Annotated in this window: 19 protein-coding genes, 1 pseudogene and 2 riboswitches; of the genes and pseudogenes, 6 read left to right on the top strand and 14 right to left on the bottom strand. The window is 41.3% G+C overall.

Features of this window, described 5'->3' with window-relative positions:
• Positions 1-24: 24 nt before the first annotated feature.
• Positions 25-702 (bottom strand): DUF3298 and DUF4163 domain-containing protein, encoded by a 678-nt coding sequence (locus ACRRMM_RS10010; protein ID WP_017368341.1) that lies wholly within the window; start codon positions 700-702, stop codon positions 25-27.
• Between the two features lie 161 nt (positions 703-863).
• Between ACRRMM_RS10010 and ACRRMM_RS10005 the strand changes: the two genes are divergently transcribed.
• The 5 genes from ACRRMM_RS10005 (at position 864) to ACRRMM_RS09985 (ending at position 7,019) form a co-directional block, all read left to right on the top strand.
• On the top strand, positions 864-1,721 hold the full coding sequence (locus ACRRMM_RS10005; RefSeq protein ID WP_196297668.1) for a MurR/RpiR family transcriptional regulator: 858 nt from the start codon (positions 864-866) through the stop codon (positions 1,719-1,721).
• A gap of 200 nt (positions 1,722-1,921) precedes the next feature.
• A complete protein-coding gene (garR, locus tag ACRRMM_RS10000; protein ID WP_048001182.1) occupies positions 1,922-2,815 on the top strand; it encodes a 2-hydroxy-3-oxopropionate reductase in 894 nt (297 codons plus the stop codon).
• A gap of 6 nt (positions 2,816-2,821) precedes the next feature.
• Positions 2,822-4,243 (top strand): four-carbon acid sugar kinase family protein, encoded by a 1,422-nt coding sequence (locus tag ACRRMM_RS09995; protein ID WP_144683309.1) that lies wholly within the window; start codon positions 2,822-2,824, stop codon positions 4,241-4,243.
• Positions 4,244-4,293: 50 nt separating this feature from the next.
• The gene (locus ACRRMM_RS09990) at positions 4,294-5,613 is read left to right on the top strand and encodes a gluconate:H+ symporter (RefSeq protein WP_008345676.1); all 1,320 of its coding nucleotides are present in this window, start codon (positions 4,294-4,296) and stop codon (positions 5,611-5,613) included.
• Between the two features lie 81 nt (positions 5,614-5,694).
• A riboswitch (SAM riboswitch) is annotated at positions 5,695-5,807 on the top strand.
• A gap of 87 nt (positions 5,808-5,894) precedes the next feature.
• The gene (locus ACRRMM_RS09985) at positions 5,895-7,019 is read left to right on the top strand and encodes a 5-methyltetrahydropteroyltriglutamate--homocysteine S-methyltransferase (protein WP_046344784.1); all 1,125 of its coding nucleotides are present in this window, start codon (positions 5,895-5,897) and stop codon (positions 7,017-7,019) included.
• Positions 7,020-7,073: 54 nt separating this feature from the next.
• Here ACRRMM_RS09985 and ACRRMM_RS09980 read toward each other — a convergent pair whose 3' ends face one another.
• The 11 genes from ACRRMM_RS09980 to ACRRMM_RS09930 all read right to left on the bottom strand — a co-directional run bounded on the left by ACRRMM_RS09980 (position 7,074) and on the right by ACRRMM_RS09930 (position 19,480).
• The gene (locus tag ACRRMM_RS09980; protein ID WP_144683306.1) at positions 7,074-8,492 is read right to left on the bottom strand and encodes a glycoside hydrolase family 1 protein; all 1,419 of its coding nucleotides are present in this window, start codon (positions 8,490-8,492) and stop codon (positions 7,074-7,076) included.
• Complete coding sequence (locus ACRRMM_RS09975) at positions 8,464-10,371, bottom strand: beta-glucoside-specific PTS transporter subunit IIABC (RefSeq protein WP_428828681.1); 1,908 nt, start codon at positions 10,369-10,371, stop codon at positions 8,464-8,466. The genes ACRRMM_RS09980 and ACRRMM_RS09975 overlap by 29 nt, the downstream gene beginning before the upstream one ends.
• Before the next feature lie 325 nt (positions 10,372-10,696).
• Positions 10,697-11,530 (bottom strand): BglG family transcription antiterminator LicT, encoded by an 834-nt coding sequence (licT, locus tag ACRRMM_RS09970; RefSeq protein WP_017368351.1) that lies wholly within the window; start codon positions 11,528-11,530, stop codon positions 10,697-10,699.
• A 225-nt stretch (positions 11,531-11,755) separates the two neighbouring features.
• The gene (locus tag ACRRMM_RS09965) at positions 11,756-12,571 is read right to left on the bottom strand and encodes a YwqG family protein (protein ID WP_035702594.1); all 816 of its coding nucleotides are present in this window, start codon (positions 12,569-12,571) and stop codon (positions 11,756-11,758) included.
• Between the two features lie 173 nt (positions 12,572-12,744).
• Complete coding sequence (locus ACRRMM_RS09960) at positions 12,745-13,200, bottom strand: methyl-accepting chemotaxis protein (RefSeq protein ID WP_255201823.1); 456 nt, start codon at positions 13,198-13,200, stop codon at positions 12,745-12,747.
• A 533-nt stretch (positions 13,201-13,733) separates the two neighbouring features.
• Positions 13,734-14,468 carry an energy-coupling factor transporter transmembrane component T family protein gene (locus tag ACRRMM_RS09955; RefSeq protein WP_428828682.1) on the bottom strand — a complete coding sequence of 245 codons (735 nt, stop codon included), beginning with the start codon at positions 14,466-14,468 and terminating at the stop codon, positions 13,734-13,736.
• Positions 14,458-16,050 (bottom strand): ABC transporter ATP-binding protein, encoded by a 1,593-nt coding sequence (locus ACRRMM_RS09950; protein ID WP_074041773.1) that lies wholly within the window; start codon positions 16,048-16,050, stop codon positions 14,458-14,460. Before ACRRMM_RS09950 ends, ACRRMM_RS09955 begins: the two co-directional genes overlap by 11 nt.
• Positions 16,025-16,624: an ECF transporter S component gene (locus ACRRMM_RS09945; protein ID WP_035702599.1), complete on the bottom strand. Its 600-nt coding sequence runs from the start codon at positions 16,622-16,624 to the stop codon at positions 16,025-16,027. The genes ACRRMM_RS09950 and ACRRMM_RS09945 overlap by 26 nt, the downstream gene beginning before the upstream one ends.
• Positions 16,621-17,307 carry a thiaminase II gene (gene tenA, locus ACRRMM_RS09940; protein ID WP_428828683.1) on the bottom strand — a complete coding sequence of 229 codons (687 nt, stop codon included), beginning with the start codon at positions 17,305-17,307 and terminating at the stop codon, positions 16,621-16,623. Before tenA ends, ACRRMM_RS09945 begins: the two co-directional genes overlap by 4 nt.
• Positions 17,308-17,394: 87 nt before the next feature.
• Positions 17,395-17,498: riboswitch (TPP riboswitch) on the bottom strand.
• Between the two features lie 56 nt (positions 17,499-17,554).
• Entirely contained in the window at positions 17,555-18,682 is a 1,128-nt protein-coding gene (locus ACRRMM_RS09935) for a hypothetical protein (RefSeq protein WP_008345703.1), read from the bottom strand.
• 141 nt (positions 18,683-18,823) lie between these two features.
• A complete protein-coding gene (locus ACRRMM_RS09930) occupies positions 18,824-19,480 on the bottom strand; it encodes a type 1 glutamine amidotransferase domain-containing protein (protein ID WP_017358640.1) in 657 nt (218 codons plus the stop codon).
• A 227-nt stretch (positions 19,481-19,707) separates the two neighbouring features.
• Between ACRRMM_RS09930 and ACRRMM_RS09925 the strand changes: the two are divergent.
• A pseudogene (locus tag ACRRMM_RS09925) lies at positions 19,708-19,899 on the top strand (hypothetical protein); the annotation flags it as partial.
• A 143-nt stretch (positions 19,900-20,042) separates the two neighbouring features.
• Here ACRRMM_RS09925 and ACRRMM_RS09920 read toward each other — a convergent pair.
• Both ACRRMM_RS09920 and ACRRMM_RS09915 read right to left on the bottom strand, forming a co-directional pair.
• Positions 20,043-20,414 carry a DUF1304 domain-containing protein gene (locus ACRRMM_RS09920; RefSeq protein WP_007498006.1) on the bottom strand — a complete coding sequence of 124 codons (372 nt, stop codon included), beginning with the start codon at positions 20,412-20,414 and terminating at the stop codon, positions 20,043-20,045.
• Positions 20,411-20,674 carry an ORF6C domain-containing protein gene (locus ACRRMM_RS09915; RefSeq protein WP_008345710.1) on the bottom strand — a complete coding sequence of 88 codons (264 nt, stop codon included), beginning with the start codon at positions 20,672-20,674 and terminating at the stop codon, positions 20,411-20,413. Before ACRRMM_RS09915 ends, ACRRMM_RS09920 begins: the two co-directional genes overlap by 4 nt.
• Positions 20,675-20,857 lie beyond the last annotated feature (183 nt).

The raw sequence follows: 20,857 nt of genomic DNA, 5'->3' as shown, positions 1-20,857 counted from the left end.
CAAATTCATGGCCGTTTCTCTTGTTTATTTATACACCTTCGCAGGTACTTGAATCATAGGAATTCCTACATAGTACGGTGAAATTTCATATGGCTGGAAGACAACAGCGATTCCCTTTTTCGTGAAGTAGTACTGCGTGTCGTAGCCGATTTGAATATCGCTTTTTTTCAGATTCGCATAGAATTTACTTTTATGCTTCTTTGTGTAGTTATAGATATAATCTCTTACTTTTGTACGCTTTTTCTTTGTTTTCACCACATCTGTAAAGTACAGTTGCTTTGTTTTTTTCTTTGTTAACACATAGTTCATGCTCGTAACCATCGTATCCCCGTGCATGCTACCGTCATTCATGTAATCATAGTTTAGGATACTTAGTTTCTTCCCATTGTTAAATTTCGTTTTAAACGATCTCTCGTATGTGATCTTCCCAATGCCTTCTTTTTTCGCTTCGTCCTTTAAGAACAAATACGTAGAATAGGAAAATGCGATATCTTCTTTTAAATCATGGTTGATGGTTTTCATATGCGCTTTACTAAGGTTTTTCACCTGTGCATATTTAAACGTTTTTTTCTTTTTATAATAGTGTGTGCTTACTTTTGCTTTTTTCACTTGTTTGGCATCCGCAGATCCAACTGGCGCAAACAATGAAACAATCAGCGAAAAAATGAGCAGGCTGATCGTTAGGCCTTTTTTCATTGTCATAGTAAAAACCCCCATTTTTGTCTATTACCAATTGAGTATACCATGACAAAAGAACCAAAAGAAGTGTTCTTTTCCATATTATTCTTTATTTTTTATGTGAGGTTTGTTTACCGTTTTCATAAGTTCCTGTATGCTTAAGATAGAATGTTAGATGAAGTGTGGTGTTTATCATAGAAGAGAATATTTTCAGTCATATCCGGACAACATTTCATAGTTTGTCCCCTACCCAGAAAAAGATTGCCAATTACATTTTACAAAACCCTCAGAAAGTTGTGCTTCATTCGATTAGTGCACTCGCTACTGAATGCAACACAAGTGAAACGACGATCTTCCGTTTTCTGCGAAAAATTGGCTATGAGTCCTATCAAGTGTTTCGTGTCCATGTCGCGCAGGATATTGCGACCAATACGCCTCAATCCATATACGGCGAGATCGAAGCATCTGATAGTGTCGCAGATATTAAACATAAGGTCATAGAGTTAACAACCAACTCTATTCAGGATATGAAACATATTTTAGAAGACAAGGCTGTGACACAATTTATTGAGCAAATGAAACAGGCTCATAAAACCGTCTTCTTTGGAGCAGGTGCCTCCAGTTTTATTGCCGGAGATGCCTATCATAAGTTTCTCCAGCTTGGCTTTGAAGTGAGTCTATGTAGTGATCCTCATATGATGAATATGATTGCAACACATGCAACGGAACATGATTTTATCGTCGCAATCTCACATTCAGGGGAAAGTAGAGAAATCCTTGATGCCGTGCAATTTGCAAAGGAAAAAGGTGCAACGGTCGCCTCGATTACGAGCTATCCGAAATCAGAACTCGCCAAGAAATCCGACTTTCATCTGCTCAGTTCATCGAGAGAAACAACCTATCGTTCTGACTCAATGATTTCTCGTATTAATCAGCTTGTGATTATTGATGTTTTGTACGTCACAGCTGTTTTAGAATTAGGATCAAATGCAATCGACAACGTCAAACGTTCTCGATTAGCTGTAGCTAAAAATAAAACATAATCGACCATAGACCGGAGCTGTTTCCGGTCTTTTTTTTGTGACTTTTCTCATATTTTCCGTTGACACATTCCTATTTCGTCATGTACATTAAATGAACAATAGTTTATTTCCTACTATTAATTTAAATCGATAGTATATATACTAACAAAAAGAAAAGAAAGCGCTTTTTGTAAGGGGTTTCTAAATAGGAGGCGGACAAAATGGCAAAGAAAATTGGATTCATTGGATTAGGCATTATGGGGAAACCTATGGCCTTTAATCTATTAAAAGCCGGTCATACTGTGACTGTTTTCGATATTCATACAGAAGCTGTTCTAGCATTAAAAGAAGTGGGCGCAAATGCCGCTGCATCAGCTGCTGAGACAGCATCTGTAAGCGATATCATCATCACGATGCTTCCAAAAGGTGAGCATGTAGAAGCAGTCGTAGCAGGTGAACAAGGCATATTGGCTACAGCAAAACCTGGCACGATCATTATAGATATGAGCTCTATTTCACCTGTTACTTCTAGAGCTTTAGCGGCACTGGCAAAACAGCATCAGGTCGAATTTATCGATGCTCCTGTCAGTGGCGGAGAGCCAAAGGCGATAGACGGGACACTTGCGATTATGGCGGGCGGAGAAGAAGAGATCTTTGAACAAGTAAAGGATGTCCTCTATGCCATGGGCACAGATGTCGTATTAGTTGGTTCAAATGGAAGCGGGACAACCGCTAAGCTTGCGAATCAAATCATCGTCAACTTAAATATCGCTGCCATGTCCGAGGCACTCGTTCTTGCCGCTAAGTCTGGCATTGCGATTGATAAAATGTATGAAGCCATCCGAGGTGGACTGGCAGGAAGTGCTGTACTCGATGCGAAGGTTCCTCTCATTTTAGAACGAAACTTTGAGCCTGGCGGACGTATTGACATCAACTTAAAGGATTTAACCAATGTCATGGAAACTGCCCACGATATCGGCGTTCCTCTCCCGCTTTCTAGTCAGCTGCTAGAAATCTTCCACGCCCTCAAAGCGGACGGAAAGTCTGGACTTGATCACGGCGGAATCGTTCAATATTACGAAAAAATGGCTCATGTTGAAGTGAAGAAAGGATGAGGTTCTATGAAACAAAGCATTGAGTTACTAAATGCCATTCCGAAAGCGGATTCAGACCGCATTCAATCAGCATACGAACAAGCACTAAACCATTTTCACCATAAAGTGATTGTATTAGACGATGACCCAACAGGCATTCAAACCGTACACGGCGTCTCTGTTTTCACCGATTGGTCAGAGAAAAGCATTGAAGCTGGTTTTCTTGAAGACAGCCGTATGTTCTTTATCTTAACCAACTCTCGCAGTATGACAGAGAAAGAAACGGCGGTTCTTCATGAAACGATCGCATCAACGATTGTGAAAACGGCTGAACGGCTTGATCAAGATTTCATCATTGTCAGCCGGGGAGACTCCACCCTACGTGGACACTTCCCGCTAGAGACTGAAATTCTCAGAACGACCATTGAACAGCAAAGCTCCCGCCAATTTGACGGCGAAATCCTTCTTCCCTTTTTTAAAGAAGGCGGCCGCTTTACGATTGGCAATATTCACTACGTACAGGAAGATCACGAATTAATTCCTGCTGGTGACACAGAATTTGCATTGGATCGTACATTCGGATTTCAATCTTCCCACCTCGGAGAATGGATCGAAGAGAAATCAAACGGATCGTTCACTAAGGAAAACACTACTTATATTTCTTTAGAAGATATCCGGGCTTTACGTATTGAACAAATAAAGGATCAGCTGATGACCGTGAAGGATTTTCAAAAAGTGGTTGTCAATGCAGTGGACTATGACGATGTCAAAGTCTTTGTCGTTGCCCTCATAGATGCCATCAAAGCAGGTCAGCACTTTCTATTTAGAAGTGCGGCAGCTCTCACAAAAGTGCTTGGCGGTGTTGAGGATCAAGCACTTTTAGCTAGACAAGACTTAATACAGGAAGAAAGCACGCACGGTGGCCTCATCATGGTCGGTTCCCATGTCAAAAAAACAACCGAACAATTGCGAGCGCTGCAGCAAAATAAAGACATCGCATTTATTGAATTTGATACACACCTCGTGTTAGAACCTGAAGCATTTCAAGAGGAAATGGACCGCGTGATTCAACAAACTGAAAGGCTTTTAACAACCGGACAATCGGTTGCTGTTTATACAAGGAGAGAACGGCTTGATCTTGGAGACAATCGCCGAGAGGAAGAATTGAAGCTCTCTGTTCAGATTAGTGATGCGGTGACAAGCATTGTCCAGCGCCTCTCCATTCGCCCTAAGTACCTCATTGCCAAAGGTGGAATCACCTCAAGCGATATTGGAACAAGAGGACTCAGCGTCAAACGTGCGACTGTCGCAGGTCAAATCAAACCAGGTATTCCCGTTTGGCAAACAGGAGAAGAAAGCAAATTCCCATTCATGTCTTATGTGATTTTCCCGGGAAATGTTGGCTCAAAGGATACGTTAAAAGAAGCAGTAGACATACTTGAAGGATAAAGCAGAGGGAGCGTTCACGCTCCCTGATGCAGCACAAAGGAGGAAAGATCATGTCGTTAGTTTTTATCGGACTTGGCGTTTTGTTATTACTTTTACTCATGGTTGTCTTTAAGTTAAACGCTTTCATTTCGTTGATTATTGTCTCTTTAATCGTTGCCGTTTTAGAAGGCATGTCACCACTTGAAGCGATTGCTTCAGTCGAAAAAGGGCTTGGAAGTACACTCGGCCATCTGGCGTTGGTTCTTGGCTTTGGAGCGATGCTTGGTAAATTGATGGCTGATTCTGGCGGTGCTCAGCGTATTGCCATGACACTCATCGACCGCTTTGGTATCGGGAAAATCCAATGGGCGACGATGCTGACTGGATTTGTTATCGGAATTGCTCTATTTTATGAAACCGGATTCATTATTCTTATTCCATTAGTCTTTACCATTGCTCAAGCCGCAAGACTCCCTGTGTTGTATGTGGGAATGCCGCTCGTCGCTGCACTCATTACAACACATGGCTTCCTCCCTCCTCACCCAGGGCCGACAGCCATTGCCAATGTATTTCAAGCCAACATGGGACAAACCTTATTGGTTGGAATTATTTTAGCCATTCCTGCTGTTTTAGTAGGCGGACTTTTGTTTACGAAACTATTTAAGAAAGATCAACTGCATGCACACATTCCAAAGGACTTGTTTAATCCAAAGGAATTTACAGAAGAGGAAATGCCAAGCTTCGGCATTAGTATTTTCACCGCTATTTTACCTGTATTGCTCATGACATTCAGAGCATGTTTAGAAATTTTCTTCCCGTCCTCCCCGCTGCTACCGGCGGCTGAGTTTTTAGGTGAGCCGGCGATTGCCCTATTAATCTCTGTGCTGCTTGCCATCTACACATTTGGTCTTGGCAGAGGAAAGAGCATGCAGGACGTCATGAAGTCGATTACAGATTCAATTGGCTCCATTGCGATGATTCTATTGATCATTGCAGGCGGCGGCGCCTTTAAACAGGTGCTCATTGACAGCGGTGTTGATCAATACATTGCAGGGATTATGCAAGGAAGCACACTGTCTCCTCTGCTCCTCACTTGGCTGATTGCAGCTGTCCTTCGTGTCTCTTTAGGGTCAGCAACTGTCGCGGGTCTCACAGCAGCTGGCATTTCTGCACCGCTAATTGGTTTGACGGGAGTCAGCCCAGAACTAATGGTGATTGCAACAGGCGCCGGCAGTATAACATTCTCTCATGTGAATGATGCAGGTTTCTGGATTTACAAAGAATACTTTAATTTGTCGATGGCTCAAACTTTTAAAACGTGGACATTGATGGTGACTGTTCTATCACTTGTTGGATTAGCCGGTGTTCTCGTCGCTGATTTGTTTATGTAGGAAAATAAATAGGAAAAACCATTGACTTTTTCTCGAAAAGATTGAATAATTGTGTTTATTAAGAAAATTGAATCAAAGGTAACCTTATTAAGAGTGGTGGAGGGACTGGCCCTGTGAAACCCGGCAACCGCTGTTCCTAGGAACAGAATGGTGCTAATTCCTTAAGCAAGCTGAAGCTTGTTTGAAGATAAGGCAGAGATCTCACAGTATATGATGCTCTTCCTTATCCAAGGAAGAGCTTTTTTATTTGATTTATAACCTGAAGAAAGAAGGGATTCAGCATGACACAAGTACAAACCATTGGTAAGAAAACAACAAAGCCGCCATTTCGCGCAGATCAAGTAGGGAGTTTACTTCGTTCTGAACGCATCAAAGAAGCCCGCAAGCAAAAAGCAGACGGTACACTGACAGCAGAACAGCTCAGACAAATTGAAAACGAAGAAATCACTCGTATTGTAGAGAAGCAAAAGGAAATTGGATTAGAGGTTGTCACAGATGGAGAATTCAGACGTGCATGGTGGCATTTTGACTTTCTAGAAGGGCTTGATGGGGTCGAAGGATTTGAAGCAGACCAAGGCATTCAATTCCACAATACGACGACAAAAGCGAGAGGCATCAAAGTAACAGGTAAGATTGATTTTACTGATCATCCAATGCTAGAGGATTATCGCTTCCTTCACAGCATCGCGGGTGATCATACGGCTAAAATGACGATTCCAAGTCCGAATATGCTCTTTTTCCGTGGAAAGCTTGAAGAAGGTGTGTACGACAGCTTAGATGATTTTCACCATGACGTGGCACAAGCTTATAAAAAAGCCATCCGTGCTTTTTATGATGCAGGCTGCCGCTATTTGCAGCTAGATGATACAGCTTGGGCTGTGTTCTTTTCTGAAAAAGGACATGAACAAATCAAAGCTTTTGGCCGCGAGGAAGATGAACTGCGTGAATCGTTTGCGAAAACAATCAATGAAGCGGTTGCCGATCGACCAGATGATTTAGTGATCACCATGCACATTTGCCGCGGTAACTTTAAATCAACTTGGGCAGCCGAAGGTGGTTATGAGGCAGCGGCAGAAACGATTTTTGCCGGTCTCGATTTGGATGGTCTCTTTTTAGAATTCGACGATGACCGTTCTGGCGGATTTGAACCCCTGCGTTATGTGAAAAATCCAAACCTTCAAATCGTACTAGGTCTTGTCACTTCAAAGTACGGCGAACTTGAACCCGTCGAACAGATCAAAAGACGAATCGAGGAAGCAGCTCAATATGTGGACATCAACCAAATCTGTTTGAGCCCACAATGCGGATTCGCCTCAACAGAGGAAGGCAATTTGTTAACAGAAGAGCAACAATGGGAAAAGCTGCGTCATGTGATTGAGATTGCGGATCAAGTGTGGACATCATAGTCCACTCACAATAAAAAGAGACAAACCGTTTTATCAGCGGTTTGTCTCTCTTTTTTATGCGTCTAAATGCTTTCCACTTGTCGCAATCACTTGTTTATACCAATCAAAGCTTTTCTTTTTCTTTCTATCTAATGTACCGTTGCCTTCATTGTCGCGGTCGACATAAATGAAGCCGTAGCGTTTTTTCATTTCAGCTGTTGATGCACTGACAAGGTCAATTGGTCCCCAGCTTGTATAGCCGATCAGATCAACGCCGTCTGCGATCGCTTCTCTTGCCTCAAGCAAATGACTTCTGAGGTAATCAATTCGGTAATCGTCTTGAATGGAGCCGTCTTCTTCTACTTGATCCACAGCACCCAATCCATTTTCTACGATAAACAATGGTTTTTGGTAGCGATCATATAGTTGGTTTAGTGTTGTGCGAAGTCCTTTTGGATCAATTTGCCAGCCCCAATCACTTGCTTCTAGATAAGGGTTTTTCACGCCTTCAAATAGGTTACCACCAGTAACTTGTCCAAGAACCTCTGGATCTGTACTTGTCACAAAACTCATATAATAGCTGAAGCCAATATAGTCGACTGTATGGTTTCTTAGAATGTCTTCGTCACCGTCTTGGAATTCAATGTTGATGTTATTTTCCAGGAAATAACGTTTCATGTATCCAGGGTAATAGCCTCTTGCCTGTACATCTGAGAAGAACAATGTTTTACGATCTTGATCAATCGCAGCAAACATATCTTCAGGTCTTGAGCTGTACGGATATGTGGTCATCGCTGCAATCATACAACCGATTTTCGCATCTGGAATGATTTCGTGTCCTGCTTTAACAGCTAGAGCACTTGCAACAAATTGGTGATGCGCTGCTTGATATTGAATGCTTTTCTCGTCTTCGCCTTCTTCAAATACAAGGCCACCCCCTGTGAAAGGAGCATGTAACACAACGTTGATTTCATTAAAAGTCATCCAATATTTCACTTTATCTTTAAAGCGAGTGAACAATGTTTTAGCGTATGTTTCATAAAGACCCACAAGCTTACGGTTTCTCCATCCGCCGTAGTTTTTCACAAGTGCAAGTGGCATTTCATAGTGAGAGATCGTGACAACTGGCTCAATTCCATGCTTATGCAGTTCATCAAATACTTTTTCATAGAAAGCGAGGCCCGCTTCATTCGGTTCCGCATCGTCGCCATTTGGGAAAATACGTGGCCAAGAAATGGATAGTCTGAAACACTTGAATCCCATTTCTGCAAACAGGGCAATATCTTCTTTGTAGCGATGATAGAAGTCGATCGCATCATGATATAAGTTAAGGTCCTTCATTGATTCATCGAATGGGTGCATAATCCCGTGTGGTGATACATCCGCTGTCGATAAGCCTTTTCCATCTTTGTTATAAGCGCCTTCAATTTGGTTGGCGGCTACTGCGCCGCCCCATAAGAAACCTTTAGGAAATGTTTTTTCTAAATTCGTCATGTTGAATGCCCTCCTCATTTTCTTCTACACTGACTGTAAGCAATGTCTCTTTTACTGTAATCGCCCCATCTGTTTTCGCATCAACTTGTGCAAAATCATTTGTGTTGGTGACGATAATTGGCGTTGTTACATCATAGCCATCTTGCTGAATGCCCTTGATATCAAATTCAACTAGCAGATCTCCTGCTTGAACGAGATCACCTGACTCTACATGACTTGTGAAATGTTTACCGCCAAGTTTTACTGTATCAATCCCCACATGGATGAGAAGCTCTGTGCCTTGATCACTCTTTAAACCAATGGCATGTTTTGTTTGGAAAATGGTTTCAACCTTGCCATTGAAAGGTGCTACTACACGTCCAACTGTTGGGACAATGGCTGTTCCTTTACCCATGATTTCATTAGAGAATGTTGCATCATTTACTTGATTGAGCGGCTTTAGTTGACCTTCAAGCGGGCTTTGTACCACTTCATTTTGAAGCGCTACTGTGTCTTTCTTTTCTTCTGGTTTGTCTGCTTTTGTATCATCTTTCACTGGTACATCTTTGAATCCTAGAACAAGTGTCATGATGGTTGCTACAACAAAGCCGATCACTAATCCAATGATGGAGTAAACAAATGTCGGTCCAATGAACGTTGGGAGACCTGGGAGACCTGCTGATCCAGATATCACATACGACTTTACTTTGAAGATGGACATGAACACGCCGCCTGCTGCTGCACCAATGAGGGCTGCAAGGAACGGTTTTTTCAATCGCATGTTCACACCATACATAGCAGGTTCAGTAATACCCATTAATGCAGTGATACTTGTAGACATCGCCAATGATTTGAATGTTTTGTTTTTTGATCTTAAGAAGACACCGAATGCTGCGCCTGCTTGTGCCATATTCGCTACAAACATCATTGGAAGAATGAAGTCAAAACCGTTTAATGTAATGTTGTTGATCATGATTGGAAGTAGTGCATAGTGCATGCCCGTAATGATCAATGGTGACATAAAGCCACCGATTAAGAGTCCGGCCAAAATACCTGCATGTTTGAACAATAAATCAATTCCACCTGAAAGGCCATTTCCGATAATCCCACCAAGCGGTCCAACCGCGATAAGCATAACTGGTACCACGACAAGAAGTGTAACTGTTGGAACAAGAATGATTTTTAGTGATTTCGGACTATATTTTTCTGCGAATCTTTCCACATATGAGCCGAGCCAGATAGTGAGTAGAATTGGAATCACCGATGAAGAGTACACAACGGCAACCACTGGCAAGCCTAGAAATTCTGTATTTCCTGCACCTAGTAAGGCAGTGAGCTGCGGGTGCAGTGCGGCTGCTGCAATGGCAGCGGCGATATACTGATTTGTGCCAATTTTTTTGGCTACGCTTACAGCAAGCAGAATCGGTAAGAAGTAAAAGGCTCCGTCTCCGATAGCTGTTAAAATCGCATATGTGCTGCTTTTATCTGAGATCCATTGGAACGTCAGCATTAATGCCAAGATTCCTTTGATCATACCAGCTCCAGCAATGGCTGGAAGAATCGGTGTGAAGACACCAGAGATAAAATCGAAAAGCTTTGAAATCACATTTTGTTTTGATGCTTCTTCTGAATCGCCTGACTTTACATCTGTTGATAACCCAGAATCAGCAATCATTGCTTGATAGACGTTTGATACGTCGTTGCCAATAATGACATGGTATTGACCGCCGCTTTGATTCACGCCCATGACGCCATCTGTTGATTGCAGCTTCTCCTTATCCGCTTTGCCTTCATCGTATAAATTGAAGCGAAGTCTTGTCATACAATGCGTGACTTGCTTTACATTCTTTTCACCGCCGACAAGCTCTAGAACTTCTTTTGCTGTTTGTTTGTGGTTCATTGTGTTACCCTCCAATCGTTGATTTCATCTTGATATAGAAAAAACCTAAACATCCATTAATGCCCGAAAAATAGCGATTCAGACATTAATCGATATTTAGGTTTTGCCTGCTTAACCAGTAACAATCCTTCATAGCGATTGATCGTTATTCAATTTTATAAGCCTTTAGATACAAAAAAACCTAAATCATGCCTTATCAAAGATAGGGACAATGATTTAGGTTTTGCCTGCTTGACCAGTAACAATCCTAAAAGATTGTGGGTTATTGAGTTTATAGTTATAAATTAGCATGTTAATTTTGATATGTCAACGCTTTCTTTTTGATTTATTTTCTTTTTATGACTCGATCGATGTGCAAAGTTAAGTATAACATCTCATCTTCTATGAGACTTCGGTTGTATTCTTTTTGAACATAGTCATTAATTTTCTCCGCACATTGAAAAGCGGCTGTATTTTTTTCCTTTACCACTTCATACAGAAACTCATTTTGATTTTCCATTTGTGTTTCGTTAAACAGACGCTGTCCAAAAAATTTCAAATGCGTGACAAAACGGAAATAATTTAATGATTCTTCGTCTAAATCAATTTGGAAATGATACTTTACGATGTTCAAAATATCTTGAATCAGTTTTGTAATTTGAATGACATTCGGCATTTCCTCATTCAGTTCTGCATTGACAATATGCATCGCAATAAAGCCTGCTTCATCCTCGGGAAGATGGATGTTGAGCTTGTCCTGTATGATCCGAATAGCTTCTACACCACACATGAATTCCTCTTTGTACAGCCGTTTGATTTCCCAAAGCAAGGCATTTTTAATGTCCATTCCTTTTTGATGACGTTCAATAGCAAAGGTAATATGATCCGTTAACGTGACATAGATGCTGTCATTTAAATTTTTGTTAAGGGTCGTTCTCGCGTGATCGATAATTGCCTCACACACTTGCATATACTCGATCGGAATATCATAAAGCAGGGTTTTGAATTTTTCTGATATATCTTTATTTTGAATGGAAAATACTTTTTCGATACGTTCTTCGTCAATTGGGTCTCCGCTTTTCTTTTGAAACGCAATCCCTCTGCCCATAATGACCAGCTCATGCTGCTCGTCATCATACGCACTGACCACATTATTGTTGATTACTTTCGAAATGATCAATTGATCCCCCCCCAGTACATTCCGCTTTTTCGAGCATTTCATTGTTGATTGATATGTCATTTTATTATTATTTTCAAAAAAGAGGACTTTAAGATGATTTTACATTTTTTTTTGATACGGTCAACTAGAAAGAATGACATATTACCTCTCAGAAATGACGATTTAGGGGCAAAAAGGCTAAAAATAGACAAAAAACACTCTTCAAAAAGAGTGTTTTTTACAAAATTAGGAGCAATCCCAGTTATAGACGACATTTTCGAAATGTTTTCGTTTGAGGTCTTCTGGTTTGATAAAAAAGTTGGCAATGCCGCAATCTCCCCACAACATGTCCACTTCATCATCTGAGTCAATTTGCAATAATAGCACAGTATGTTCTTGGTCTACATAGGTACGCGGGTCTTCTTGTGTAAAACCTGGGTATCCGCCAACTTTATGGCCAAAACCACTTGCTGTCTCATAAAATTCATCTAGCAATTGATCTGCTTCATCACCATCAATACCAACAGCATCTTCGAATAGATCCCAGCTTCGCTTTCCTGTGACTTTTTCAAAGCGGAAATCTTCTACACTGATCGTTTCGCTTGATAATTCACCTGTAATCGCGCCTTCCTTCGTAACTGGAAAATAAAAATCGTCAGGAATTTTCACGAATGAAAAATCAGTCAATAAGTCTTCTTCAGCTAAGAAAGGTTCCTCAATAAATTTGATCCGAAAATCTTTTTGCTCTGTTTTATGGTCAATATTCATCCCATAAAGATCATCATGTACAGAAATAAAAACTTGCAAAAGTCCTGTTTCTGGGTAATCTTTCAGCTTTGGCAGCTGGCCGAAATTGATTTGTGCCAGCAGCTTCATAGGATGGCCTTCTCCATCAACGGGATATTCGTCGTTTTTTGGGAAATAAGGATCACCTGATATTTTGCTGTCATATGGTCCTGTTTTTCCTTGTTTTATCTGTAATTGAATCAGTGGTTTTTCAGTTTGATCTAACAATGGACGGTAAGGCGCAAGTACTTCTTGCAGCTTTGCTGATTGTGTCAAGATGGGCTTCCTCCTTATGTATAGGTCTAATGATCAAAACAGGTCTCTCTTTTTCTATCATACAGAAGTGTAACTTCCCTGTCAGTGAAAAACCGGTCAATATCATGACAAAAAACTCACTCCAACACGTTAAAAAACCTCCGATACGGCTGGAGGTTTTGTGATTCGTTTATTTATTTCACTTGATAATTCACTAAGTCTGTTGCCAATGATTTCATCGTTTCGTTCGTTTCGTGCAGCCCCTCAATAATTTTTGTGAAAGTGCCAACGAGTTCTGCTTGATGTTCAGAAGAAGCCACGATTTGTGCTATTTCTTCTTCCATTCCTTTGATTGAGCCTTGCACATCTTTTAGCGCTGTTTCAATATCAGTCGTTGCTTGCTTCGCGTGAGTAGACAGCTTTCTCACTTCCGTAGCAACCACCCCAAAGCCTGCTCCTGCTTCACCGACTCTTGCAGCCTCAATGGATGCATTGAGTCCAAGTAAGTTCGTTTGATCAGAGATACCTTTGATGAGATTAGACACTTGGTTGATTTTAGAGGAATTTTCGACAGTGGTTTTTGTATTTTGTAGAATTTGTTCACTTGTCGCTTGTAGTTCCTCTGAATGTGCAGCCACTTGCTGTACCATCGCGACCAGTTTTTCGGAAGCATCGTTACTTTCCGTCATAATGTGTTCTAATCGTTGTTGATTCGTTTGGTCATATGCTACACAGAAGGCAGCGATCACTTGACCATTGTCATCTTTAATCGGGACGGCGACGATGTCCATAGGAATACCGTACACCTCTTTAGGAATCTGGATAAATGATGGCTCTCTCCCATTTTTCAACATCGAAAAGTTTTGGAACCCGGGAGCTACAACGTCCCCTGCTTTAAACCCTAAGTCAATGTTCCCGTGCTGCTGATAATAAAGAACCTTCTCTTTCCCTAATACAGAAAAGGTTAGCTGCTCTCTCATAGCTAGTCCAACGATTGGTAAAGCGTCTATTATGTTATCAATTCTCTGTGACATTCGCTCACGTTCATCCTCTCTTTTTCTCAGTACACTCTCTTTATCGGTTCTTTATATGATCTATTACAGCCTGCAATGTGTACTAATATCAACCAAATGACCTAAGACATATAAAACAGCCACATTCTATCAAGAGAATGTAGCTGTTTTTAAAAGAAGAAGATGCATATCAACACACTAATGACGATGAAAAAAAGATACATGTAGTCGATCCATGAAGTGCTGATGACATGATAATATGTTCTCTCCCTCGTCCCTGTGAAGCCTCTTGCTTCCATCGCAATGGCTAGTCGTTCAGATTTCCGTACGCCTTGCGTGAAAAGGGGGAGTGCATAACGTATAAAGGCTTTCCAGCTGTTTTTTTGCTTGTAACCTCTAATTTTATGTGCAGCCTTCATTTGCTTCAATTCACTTTGAAACAACGGGATAAACCGGAAGCCTGCCAGCATCCCATATGCCCATTTGGGTGACATTCGGCATTGATGGATTAAGCTCATCATAAAGGCCGTCAAATCAGTTGTTGATGTAAAAAGGAGACCAAATGTCACAAAGCCAAGCATTCTAAAAGAAATGGTCAGCCCATTTCTTAAACTCTCCTCTGTAATATGAAACCATGCCCACTTCCAAACTGTATGATCTCCCTTGCCAAAGGCCGCGATCATCCAAAACACGAGAATGAAAAAGAGCAGATAAGGTACAAGTCTGGTGATGAGGTATTTCAAATTCCAGCCGCCTAGGACAAGTCCAATTCCAAGTGCAAACAGCCAGATGATGAACGTCGTTTTAGGATCAGAAATCGCCATCAGACAGCACATCGCAAGGAGATGGGCGAGTAATTTCATGACTGGATTTACAGTGGATAGAAAGGAGTGATTACTTTGCAATCGTCATCACTTCCTTTCTTTCAGCCATATAGCGATAATGTATCGGCACTCTCAGCTCACAGGAAGTGACAAGTTCCTGATGAGAAAATAAATCAAAAGGCGTACCATCATAAACATGCTCCCCTTGATGAAAAACAAGCACCTGATCAGCGCACTCATCAACGAGTTCCATATCATGTGTGACCATGATAATGGTGGTGCCTTGTCGTTGCCGTTCTTTTAAACGCCGGATTAACTCCCTCGCCGTTTTCTCATCCTGCCCAAAGGTCGGCTCATCTAAAATGAGAACATCCTGATCAAAAAGAAGCATTGTGGCAACACTTAATCTTCTTTTTTGTCCTAAGCTTAAGGTGAAAGGATGCGCGTCTCTATGCTTCTCTAGGCCGAACTCTGCCAATAGCTGATTCGTTTTTTCTTGCACCACAGACTCTGACCAATTTCGCTGTCTCCCACCAAATGCAATTTCATCAAACACTGTGTCCTGTATAAATTGAAGTTCTGGATTTTGAAATACAAAGCCTGCTTTTTCATATAATGTTCGGTCAGACCACTTTTTCAGGTGTTTTCCTTTTAAAAAAATGTGACCTTTTTTTATTGGTTCTAAACGGATGACATGTTTAAGAAACGTACTTTTTCCGCTTCCATTTTCACCAATGATCGCAACCCAATCTCCTGCTTTTATATCAAGATGCAGGTCATCTATAATGCTTTTTTTCCCGTAGCTTAATTGTAGATGATCTGTGCGAATGATTGTCTCTCGATTTGTTGATGTCTCGTGACGTTCTTTTCTCGCCTCAAAGGTTTGCAAGAGTGTTTGACTCAGTGGATGAAACGGATCTTGTACGATAGTGGACCATTTCTCGGGAAATATTTTCGGACGCCAAATGCCGGCTTCTTTCATTTCTCCCTCAAATGTGTTCATCACGCCTTTTGGCGTTCCATCTGCTATAATACAGCCTTGATGATCTAATAAGATCACCCGATCCATCCACTCGATGACACCGTCTAACACATGCTCCACAAAAATCATCGTCTGATTCTGTTCAGCCGAAAGCTGCTGAAGCAATTGAAATATCTCCATTCTTCCTGCTGGGTCAAGCTGTGCAGTCGGTTCATCAAAGAACAGGACATCTGGCTCTAATGCTAGTAAACAAGCAAGCGCCAACCGCTGCTTCATTCCGCCAGATAAGGTATGAATATCTGTATTTGGGTCGACATCTAGCTGTACTTTTTTCATGAGATGCTGAATCATATCATCCATTTGTTCACGAGGGACAGATCGATTCTCTAAGCTAAACGCAATTTCTTCATTGACTCGGTGCATACAAAACTGCGAATCTGGGTCTTGAAACATGACACCAGTATGCCTTTGCCGCATCACTTCTCCCTGTACTTCAGCTTCCATATGCTCTGGAATAATGCCAGCAAGCACAGAAATCAGCGTAGATTTCCCGCTTCCACTTGGTCCTAAAATCAGCACCTTTTCCCCCTTTTGAATAGAAAGAGATACTTGATGAAGAACGGGATTCGCCTGTTCATAAAAACGGACAGTGAGATTACTGCACGCGAGAAATGAATCCATGCTGGTCACCCTTACTTCGTTTTTCTTTCATGATGGCATATTGATTCAGCACACCTGTTTTAGATAAAGCATCCACCACAACCTTTGCCAAGCAACCACCGAGTAACATGCCGCTAATGACTTGAGTGACAAGGGTCATGAGTAACACTTGAGGCGTGTAATAGCCGAATCCATTGGCAATGAGGCTATATGCCATTGCCCCTACTGCTGCAAAGGCACCAGACAACATGAGTGTCCACATGCGATATCGCTTATAGCCAAATAGAACGAAGGCGATTTCTGCTCCAAGTCCTTGGCACACACCAATCAAAAGCGCAGAAAGACCGAAGTGGCTGCCTGTCAGTAATTCCACGGCGGCGGCAGCTGTTTCTGCGATGAGGGCAGCGCCAGGCTTTTGGATAATGTAAGCAACGATTGGACTGGCAATGACCCAAATTCCGAACATGATGTTGCCTCCTGCTGGACCGACAAGGGCTGTAATCGGTAAATAAAGAGTCGACCACCCTAAATAGATGACTCCGCATGCCACAGATAAAATGACAGCAAGAACGACTTCTTTCATCTTCCATGTCATGAAGAATGCACCTCCATTTGGACAGGCCACTCTTCGACAGTAAAGGCCATGTCCCAGAATTTATACTCAAGCTGACAGCTTAAGATGAAGTGCTGTTTCATTTTCTTCTTTTCCTTCTCACTTGCTTCTTCCGCCCACTGATCAAGCCGTTTGCAAAGCTCCACTGTAACAGAGTCCGTTAACCCGCCATAAAATGTGATCCACTCATAGAATGGATGGGCAGGGTCGGGCTCAACATCTTTAAGCATTCGTTTGCCTATTTCCCAATAGGTCCAAGGGCAAGGGAGCAAAACCGCAATGATTTCTCCTAGCGTCCCTTCCTCGGCGACTTGCAGCATGTGATGAATATAGTGATGAGCACTTGGCGCCAAAGATGCACCTTGCAGTTCATCATAAGCGACACCTGCCACCCGGCAAAGGTTTTGATGAGGATGTGTCTCACTATCAAGGACAAAAGCCATTTGTTGATGGAAAAAGGTAATGTCCTCTCTGTCTGTACATCTGCTGATGGCTGCCGCATAAATTTTAATAAAGGCATTTAAATATTCTGCATCCTGTTTGACATAATGAATGATCTGTTCCTTTTCGAGTTCTCCTGCTGCGAGTCCTCTCACAAACGGATGCTGATAAATCGCTTCAAATAATGGTTCTGCTTCTTGCCTTAATTGCATTGAAAATGTCATAAAAAAAGCCTCCTCTTCTTCAGTTGAATAAATGAAAAAGCCACCCCAAATGGAGCGGCCTTCTTATCGATTCAATCATGAATAAGACAAGGTCCAGCTCCACTTCCCTCCGCTAGTACAAACTAGATCAGGTTCAAAGGGTCCAAGATTTCCTCTTGTCTCAGTCATACATGACTCCCCTAGTGGACTTTTGTCATTTAATTATCTTTACTCTACACATGTGGCGATTTGATGTCAACCGCCGATCTTAATTCAATGTATTGATCGTTGGCAGCTTCTCAATCCCTGCTGCATAGTAGAAATTAAGGACACTGAAGAAATCAATTGGCTTTCCTGTCTTTAAATCAACAGCCAAAATATGATCGCCGTAATTTGTCAGGTCATCAATGTCTAAACGCCTTGGCGTTGTCTTTCCGAGAGTATCAACAAAGCTGCTATGGTAGTACTGCCCACTAGCAAACGATGATTCATGATACATAAATAATGTCTCCACATCTAAGTAGACAAGAATGGCCTCAGAGGAACTCGCGTATGGAGCAGAGTACGATACTGGTGCCGAAATACTTTTCACTTTTACACTGTCAACAGAATGCGTTCTCTGTTGATATTTTCCATCATATGAGAAATAAAATACACGCTCCCATTTATAATCGGCGGTCTTAGATTGTTTGTTATACACTTTTGTACCATTTGCGAAAACATCCCCATTGGCATACGAAGCAACAAAGTATTGCAATGTTGATGACAGGGATTCAGCACCTGTGAAATTTGGTGGGTTTTTTGCATTCACCTGTAATGTATATGAGTCTCCAAAGTCTCCACCGCTAGTAATACCAAACGCATAATCACCCGCTGGTAAATTGCTTAACGCAAGCAGACTGCCTGCTGGTTGAATCAGATCCGTTGGATAAGCTTGTCCTTCTTCATAATCAATAACAAATAACTGAACGAAATAATCAGCATTTGGAGAGGTAATCCGGCTGATGAGCGCCTGAGGGGACGATGTACTTAAGAACCATAAATCAACTGGATCTTCCTCGTTTAAAACTGCCGATTGATTAATGGCTAGTCCATCAATAGAGCGAACGGCAGACGTGCGCATCTTTCCATCTGCAGCCGCTTTTCGTTTAATACTTATTCCCTTTTTCTTATCTACTTTAAATGATTTTTTTACTTCCTTCTGTTGAACCGCAGTCCCTTTATCCTGCTTTTCAAACGACTCTTGCACTTGCTGAATGGCTTTTTCAGTCAGTGGCGATACTTTTTCACTTGATTTTGGTGCATCTTCTGCTTTGATTGCTGGTGAAAATAAACCTGTTGTGACCAATAAAATAGACAGTAAGGCGGCGGTGATTTTGACATAAAATGCTCTCACAGGAACATCCCCTTTTCCCTAATTTGGGTTTTTTACCCTGTGATTATTTTACCATTTTTCTAATACTTGTTTTGGACTTTTTTAGGAAATTTTCATAACAAAAAACCAGCCGTATGAGTCACGACTGGTTTATTTGATGATTTATGCAATGGTTTTGACAAATAAGCGTGCTGTTTCTGCACTTGATCCTGGATTTTGTCCAGTAATAATTTGTCCGTCTACAACAGCGAATGGCGCAAATGCATCGCCTTTTTCAAATGCTGCCCCTTGCTCGCGAAGTTTTGTTTCCAATAAAAATGGAACTTTAGATGTCAGCTGAACAGCATCCTCTTCCTCATTTGTGAATCCTGTTATTTTCTTGCCGTCGATAAATGATTTTCCATCACGATCCTTCACATCAACAAAGGCAGAAACGCCATGGCAAACTGCCCCAACGGCTCCATTTTTGTCTGAAATCGCTAAGATCGCATCGGCAACCAATTGATTGGACGCAAAGTCGATCATTGGGCCATGTCCTCCAGCAAAGAAAATGCCATCATACTCAGCTGGGTTTACATCTGTCAGTGCCTTTGTGTCTTGAAGTAATTCATACACATCTTGATATTGTGCTGGAACTCCTTCAGGAATTGAATTTTTATCGATCGGTACTGTTCCACCTTTTATTGAAACGATTTGCACGTTGAGTCCATTTTCTTTAAAGATATGAAATGGCTCGGCCAATTCTTCTAGCCATAAGCCTGTTGGGTGTCCGTTCATTTCTGAGCTGCTTGTTGATACTAATAAGACGTTTTTGCTCAACTTTATCATCCTTTCTATTTATCATGTGGCTATTTTATATTTTGCACAATTAAATATCAAGCAATCAGACTTGGATACAACTCTTTATGTTATACCCGATTTTTTAAAAAATATAGCCTCACTTCAAATCTAATCATTCTGTCACATTCTATTGACAGGGAATTTCATGTAAAATTGTGATGAAATGATATAATATGAGAAACAATTGACAGACCTCTTGCGCTAGAGGGAATTTAAAAGGAGTGGAAAAAGAGATGAAAACATATTCGATTGTGATGATTATCATCACGCTCTGTATCATATTGGCTGTCTTTTTAATGAATCTTACGGGCGTCATGTATGGAAAAATCATATTGGCTGTCGCTGTTGCCCTTTGTCTTACGTCCATTATTCGTTTGATGGGAATGCGTAAAAGATAAAAGCCGCCCTCTGGGGCGGCTTTACCGTGTAGACAAACCCTCTCATTCGTTGTCAGTCCTGCGCTTCGGTGCTCACCAATGTCAAATTCGCTCCGATGCTCGTCCTTCCTAAACTGCAAAGGTTTTCTATCACGCTGATAGGATTATATAGCCAGGATAAGTGCAATTAATGCAAGAAAAGCTGGTAACCCTTGTTTGATGATAATCGATTTATTAGACGTCACCCCGCCAAATACTGCTGCGATGAACACACAAAGAACGAAAAATAGCTGAATCATATATCCTACGGTATTCGAACCAAGAATGAGCCCCCAAATGAGTCCAGCAGCTAGAAAGCCATTGTATAGCCCTTGATTAGCAAACATCACTTTCACATTTGGATCCTTTTGTAAGTGTTCAGGCAGATTGAAAGATCTTTTCGCCATTTTTGATTCCATAAAAAACATTTCTAGTAACATGATGACAATGTGCTCTAAAGCGACAATTCCTACTAAAATCATTGCTAAAATATTCAATTTAGTGAATTCCTTTCTGATAGACGGTCTCGTATTTGTATTTTGTCCGTGTATAAATCAAAGTCTTGGATTAGCTCTAACGCCTCATGAAAACGACTTTGTGGAATGTCTTTCATTTTTCTTACACCAAATTCCTTTTTAATAAAAGCCATGATGGTATTAATATGAAGCTTACCGTGGCCATCATACTCTAAATGGCTGCAAAAAGTCTGCATCGTCCCTCGAATCACCTTTAATTGCTTGGCAGTGACACAACTCATTGGTAACGCTCATCCTTTCTTGGTTTTTTAACAACTAAAAAGAACATTGAATGAAAGAAAAACCTTCCATTCTCTATTATATAATGGTTTCATTCGGATATCAAAATAAAAAAGAACAAACATTCGATCAAAGACGAGTCATATGCTAAAAATCCATGTCTTAACGTATCAAAAAGCCGGATT

This window comes from Bacillus sp. XT-4, assembly GCF_050864245.1.
In the GTDB taxonomy this organism is placed as follows: Bacteria; Bacillota; Bacilli; order Bacillales; family Bacillaceae; genus Bacillus; species Bacillus altitudinis.
This window is presented reverse-complemented; position numbering and strand designations above follow the sequence as displayed.

Excerpts from the sequence above, each read along its gene's own strand:
- ACRRMM_RS10010 (WP_017368341.1), bottom strand. The coding sequence starts at position 702 with ATGACAATGAAAAAAGGCCTAACGATCAGCCTGCTCATTTTTTCGCTG.
- ACRRMM_RS09975 (WP_428828681.1), bottom strand. The coding sequence starts at position 10,371 with ATGAACCACAAACAAACAGCAAAAGAAGTTCTAGAGCTTGTCGGCGGT.
- ACRRMM_RS09915 (WP_008345710.1), bottom strand. The coding sequence starts at position 20,674 with ATGAGTTGTGTCACTGCCAAGCAATTAAAGGTGATTCGAGGGACGATG.
- ACRRMM_RS09960 (WP_255201823.1), bottom strand. The coding sequence starts at position 13,200 with ATGGTACAGCAAGTGGCTGCACATTCAGAGGAACTACAAGCGACAAGT.
- ACRRMM_RS09950 (WP_074041773.1), bottom strand. The coding sequence starts at position 16,050 with ATGGATTCATTTCTCGCGTGCAGTAATCTCACTGTCCGTTTTTATGAA.
- ACRRMM_RS09995 (WP_144683309.1), top strand. The coding sequence starts at position 2,822 with ATGAAACAAAGCATTGAGTTACTAAATGCCATTCCGAAAGCGGATTCA.
- garR (WP_048001182.1), top strand. The coding sequence starts at position 1,922 with ATGGCAAAGAAAATTGGATTCATTGGATTAGGCATTATGGGGAAACCT.
- tenA (WP_428828683.1), bottom strand. The coding sequence starts at position 17,307 with ATGACATTTTCAATGCAATTAAGGCAAGAAGCAGAACCATTATTTGAA.
- ACRRMM_RS09945 (WP_035702599.1), bottom strand. The coding sequence starts at position 16,624 with ATGACATGGAAGATGAAAGAAGTCGTTCTTGCTGTCATTTTATCTGTG.
- ACRRMM_RS09990 (WP_008345676.1), top strand. The coding sequence starts at position 4,294 with ATGTCGTTAGTTTTTATCGGACTTGGCGTTTTGTTATTACTTTTACTC.
- ACRRMM_RS09985 (WP_046344784.1), top strand. The coding sequence starts at position 5,895 with ATGACACAAGTACAAACCATTGGTAAGAAAACAACAAAGCCGCCATTT.
- ACRRMM_RS09980 (WP_144683306.1), bottom strand. The coding sequence starts at position 8,492 with ATGACGAATTTAGAAAAAACATTTCCTAAAGGTTTCTTATGGGGCGGC.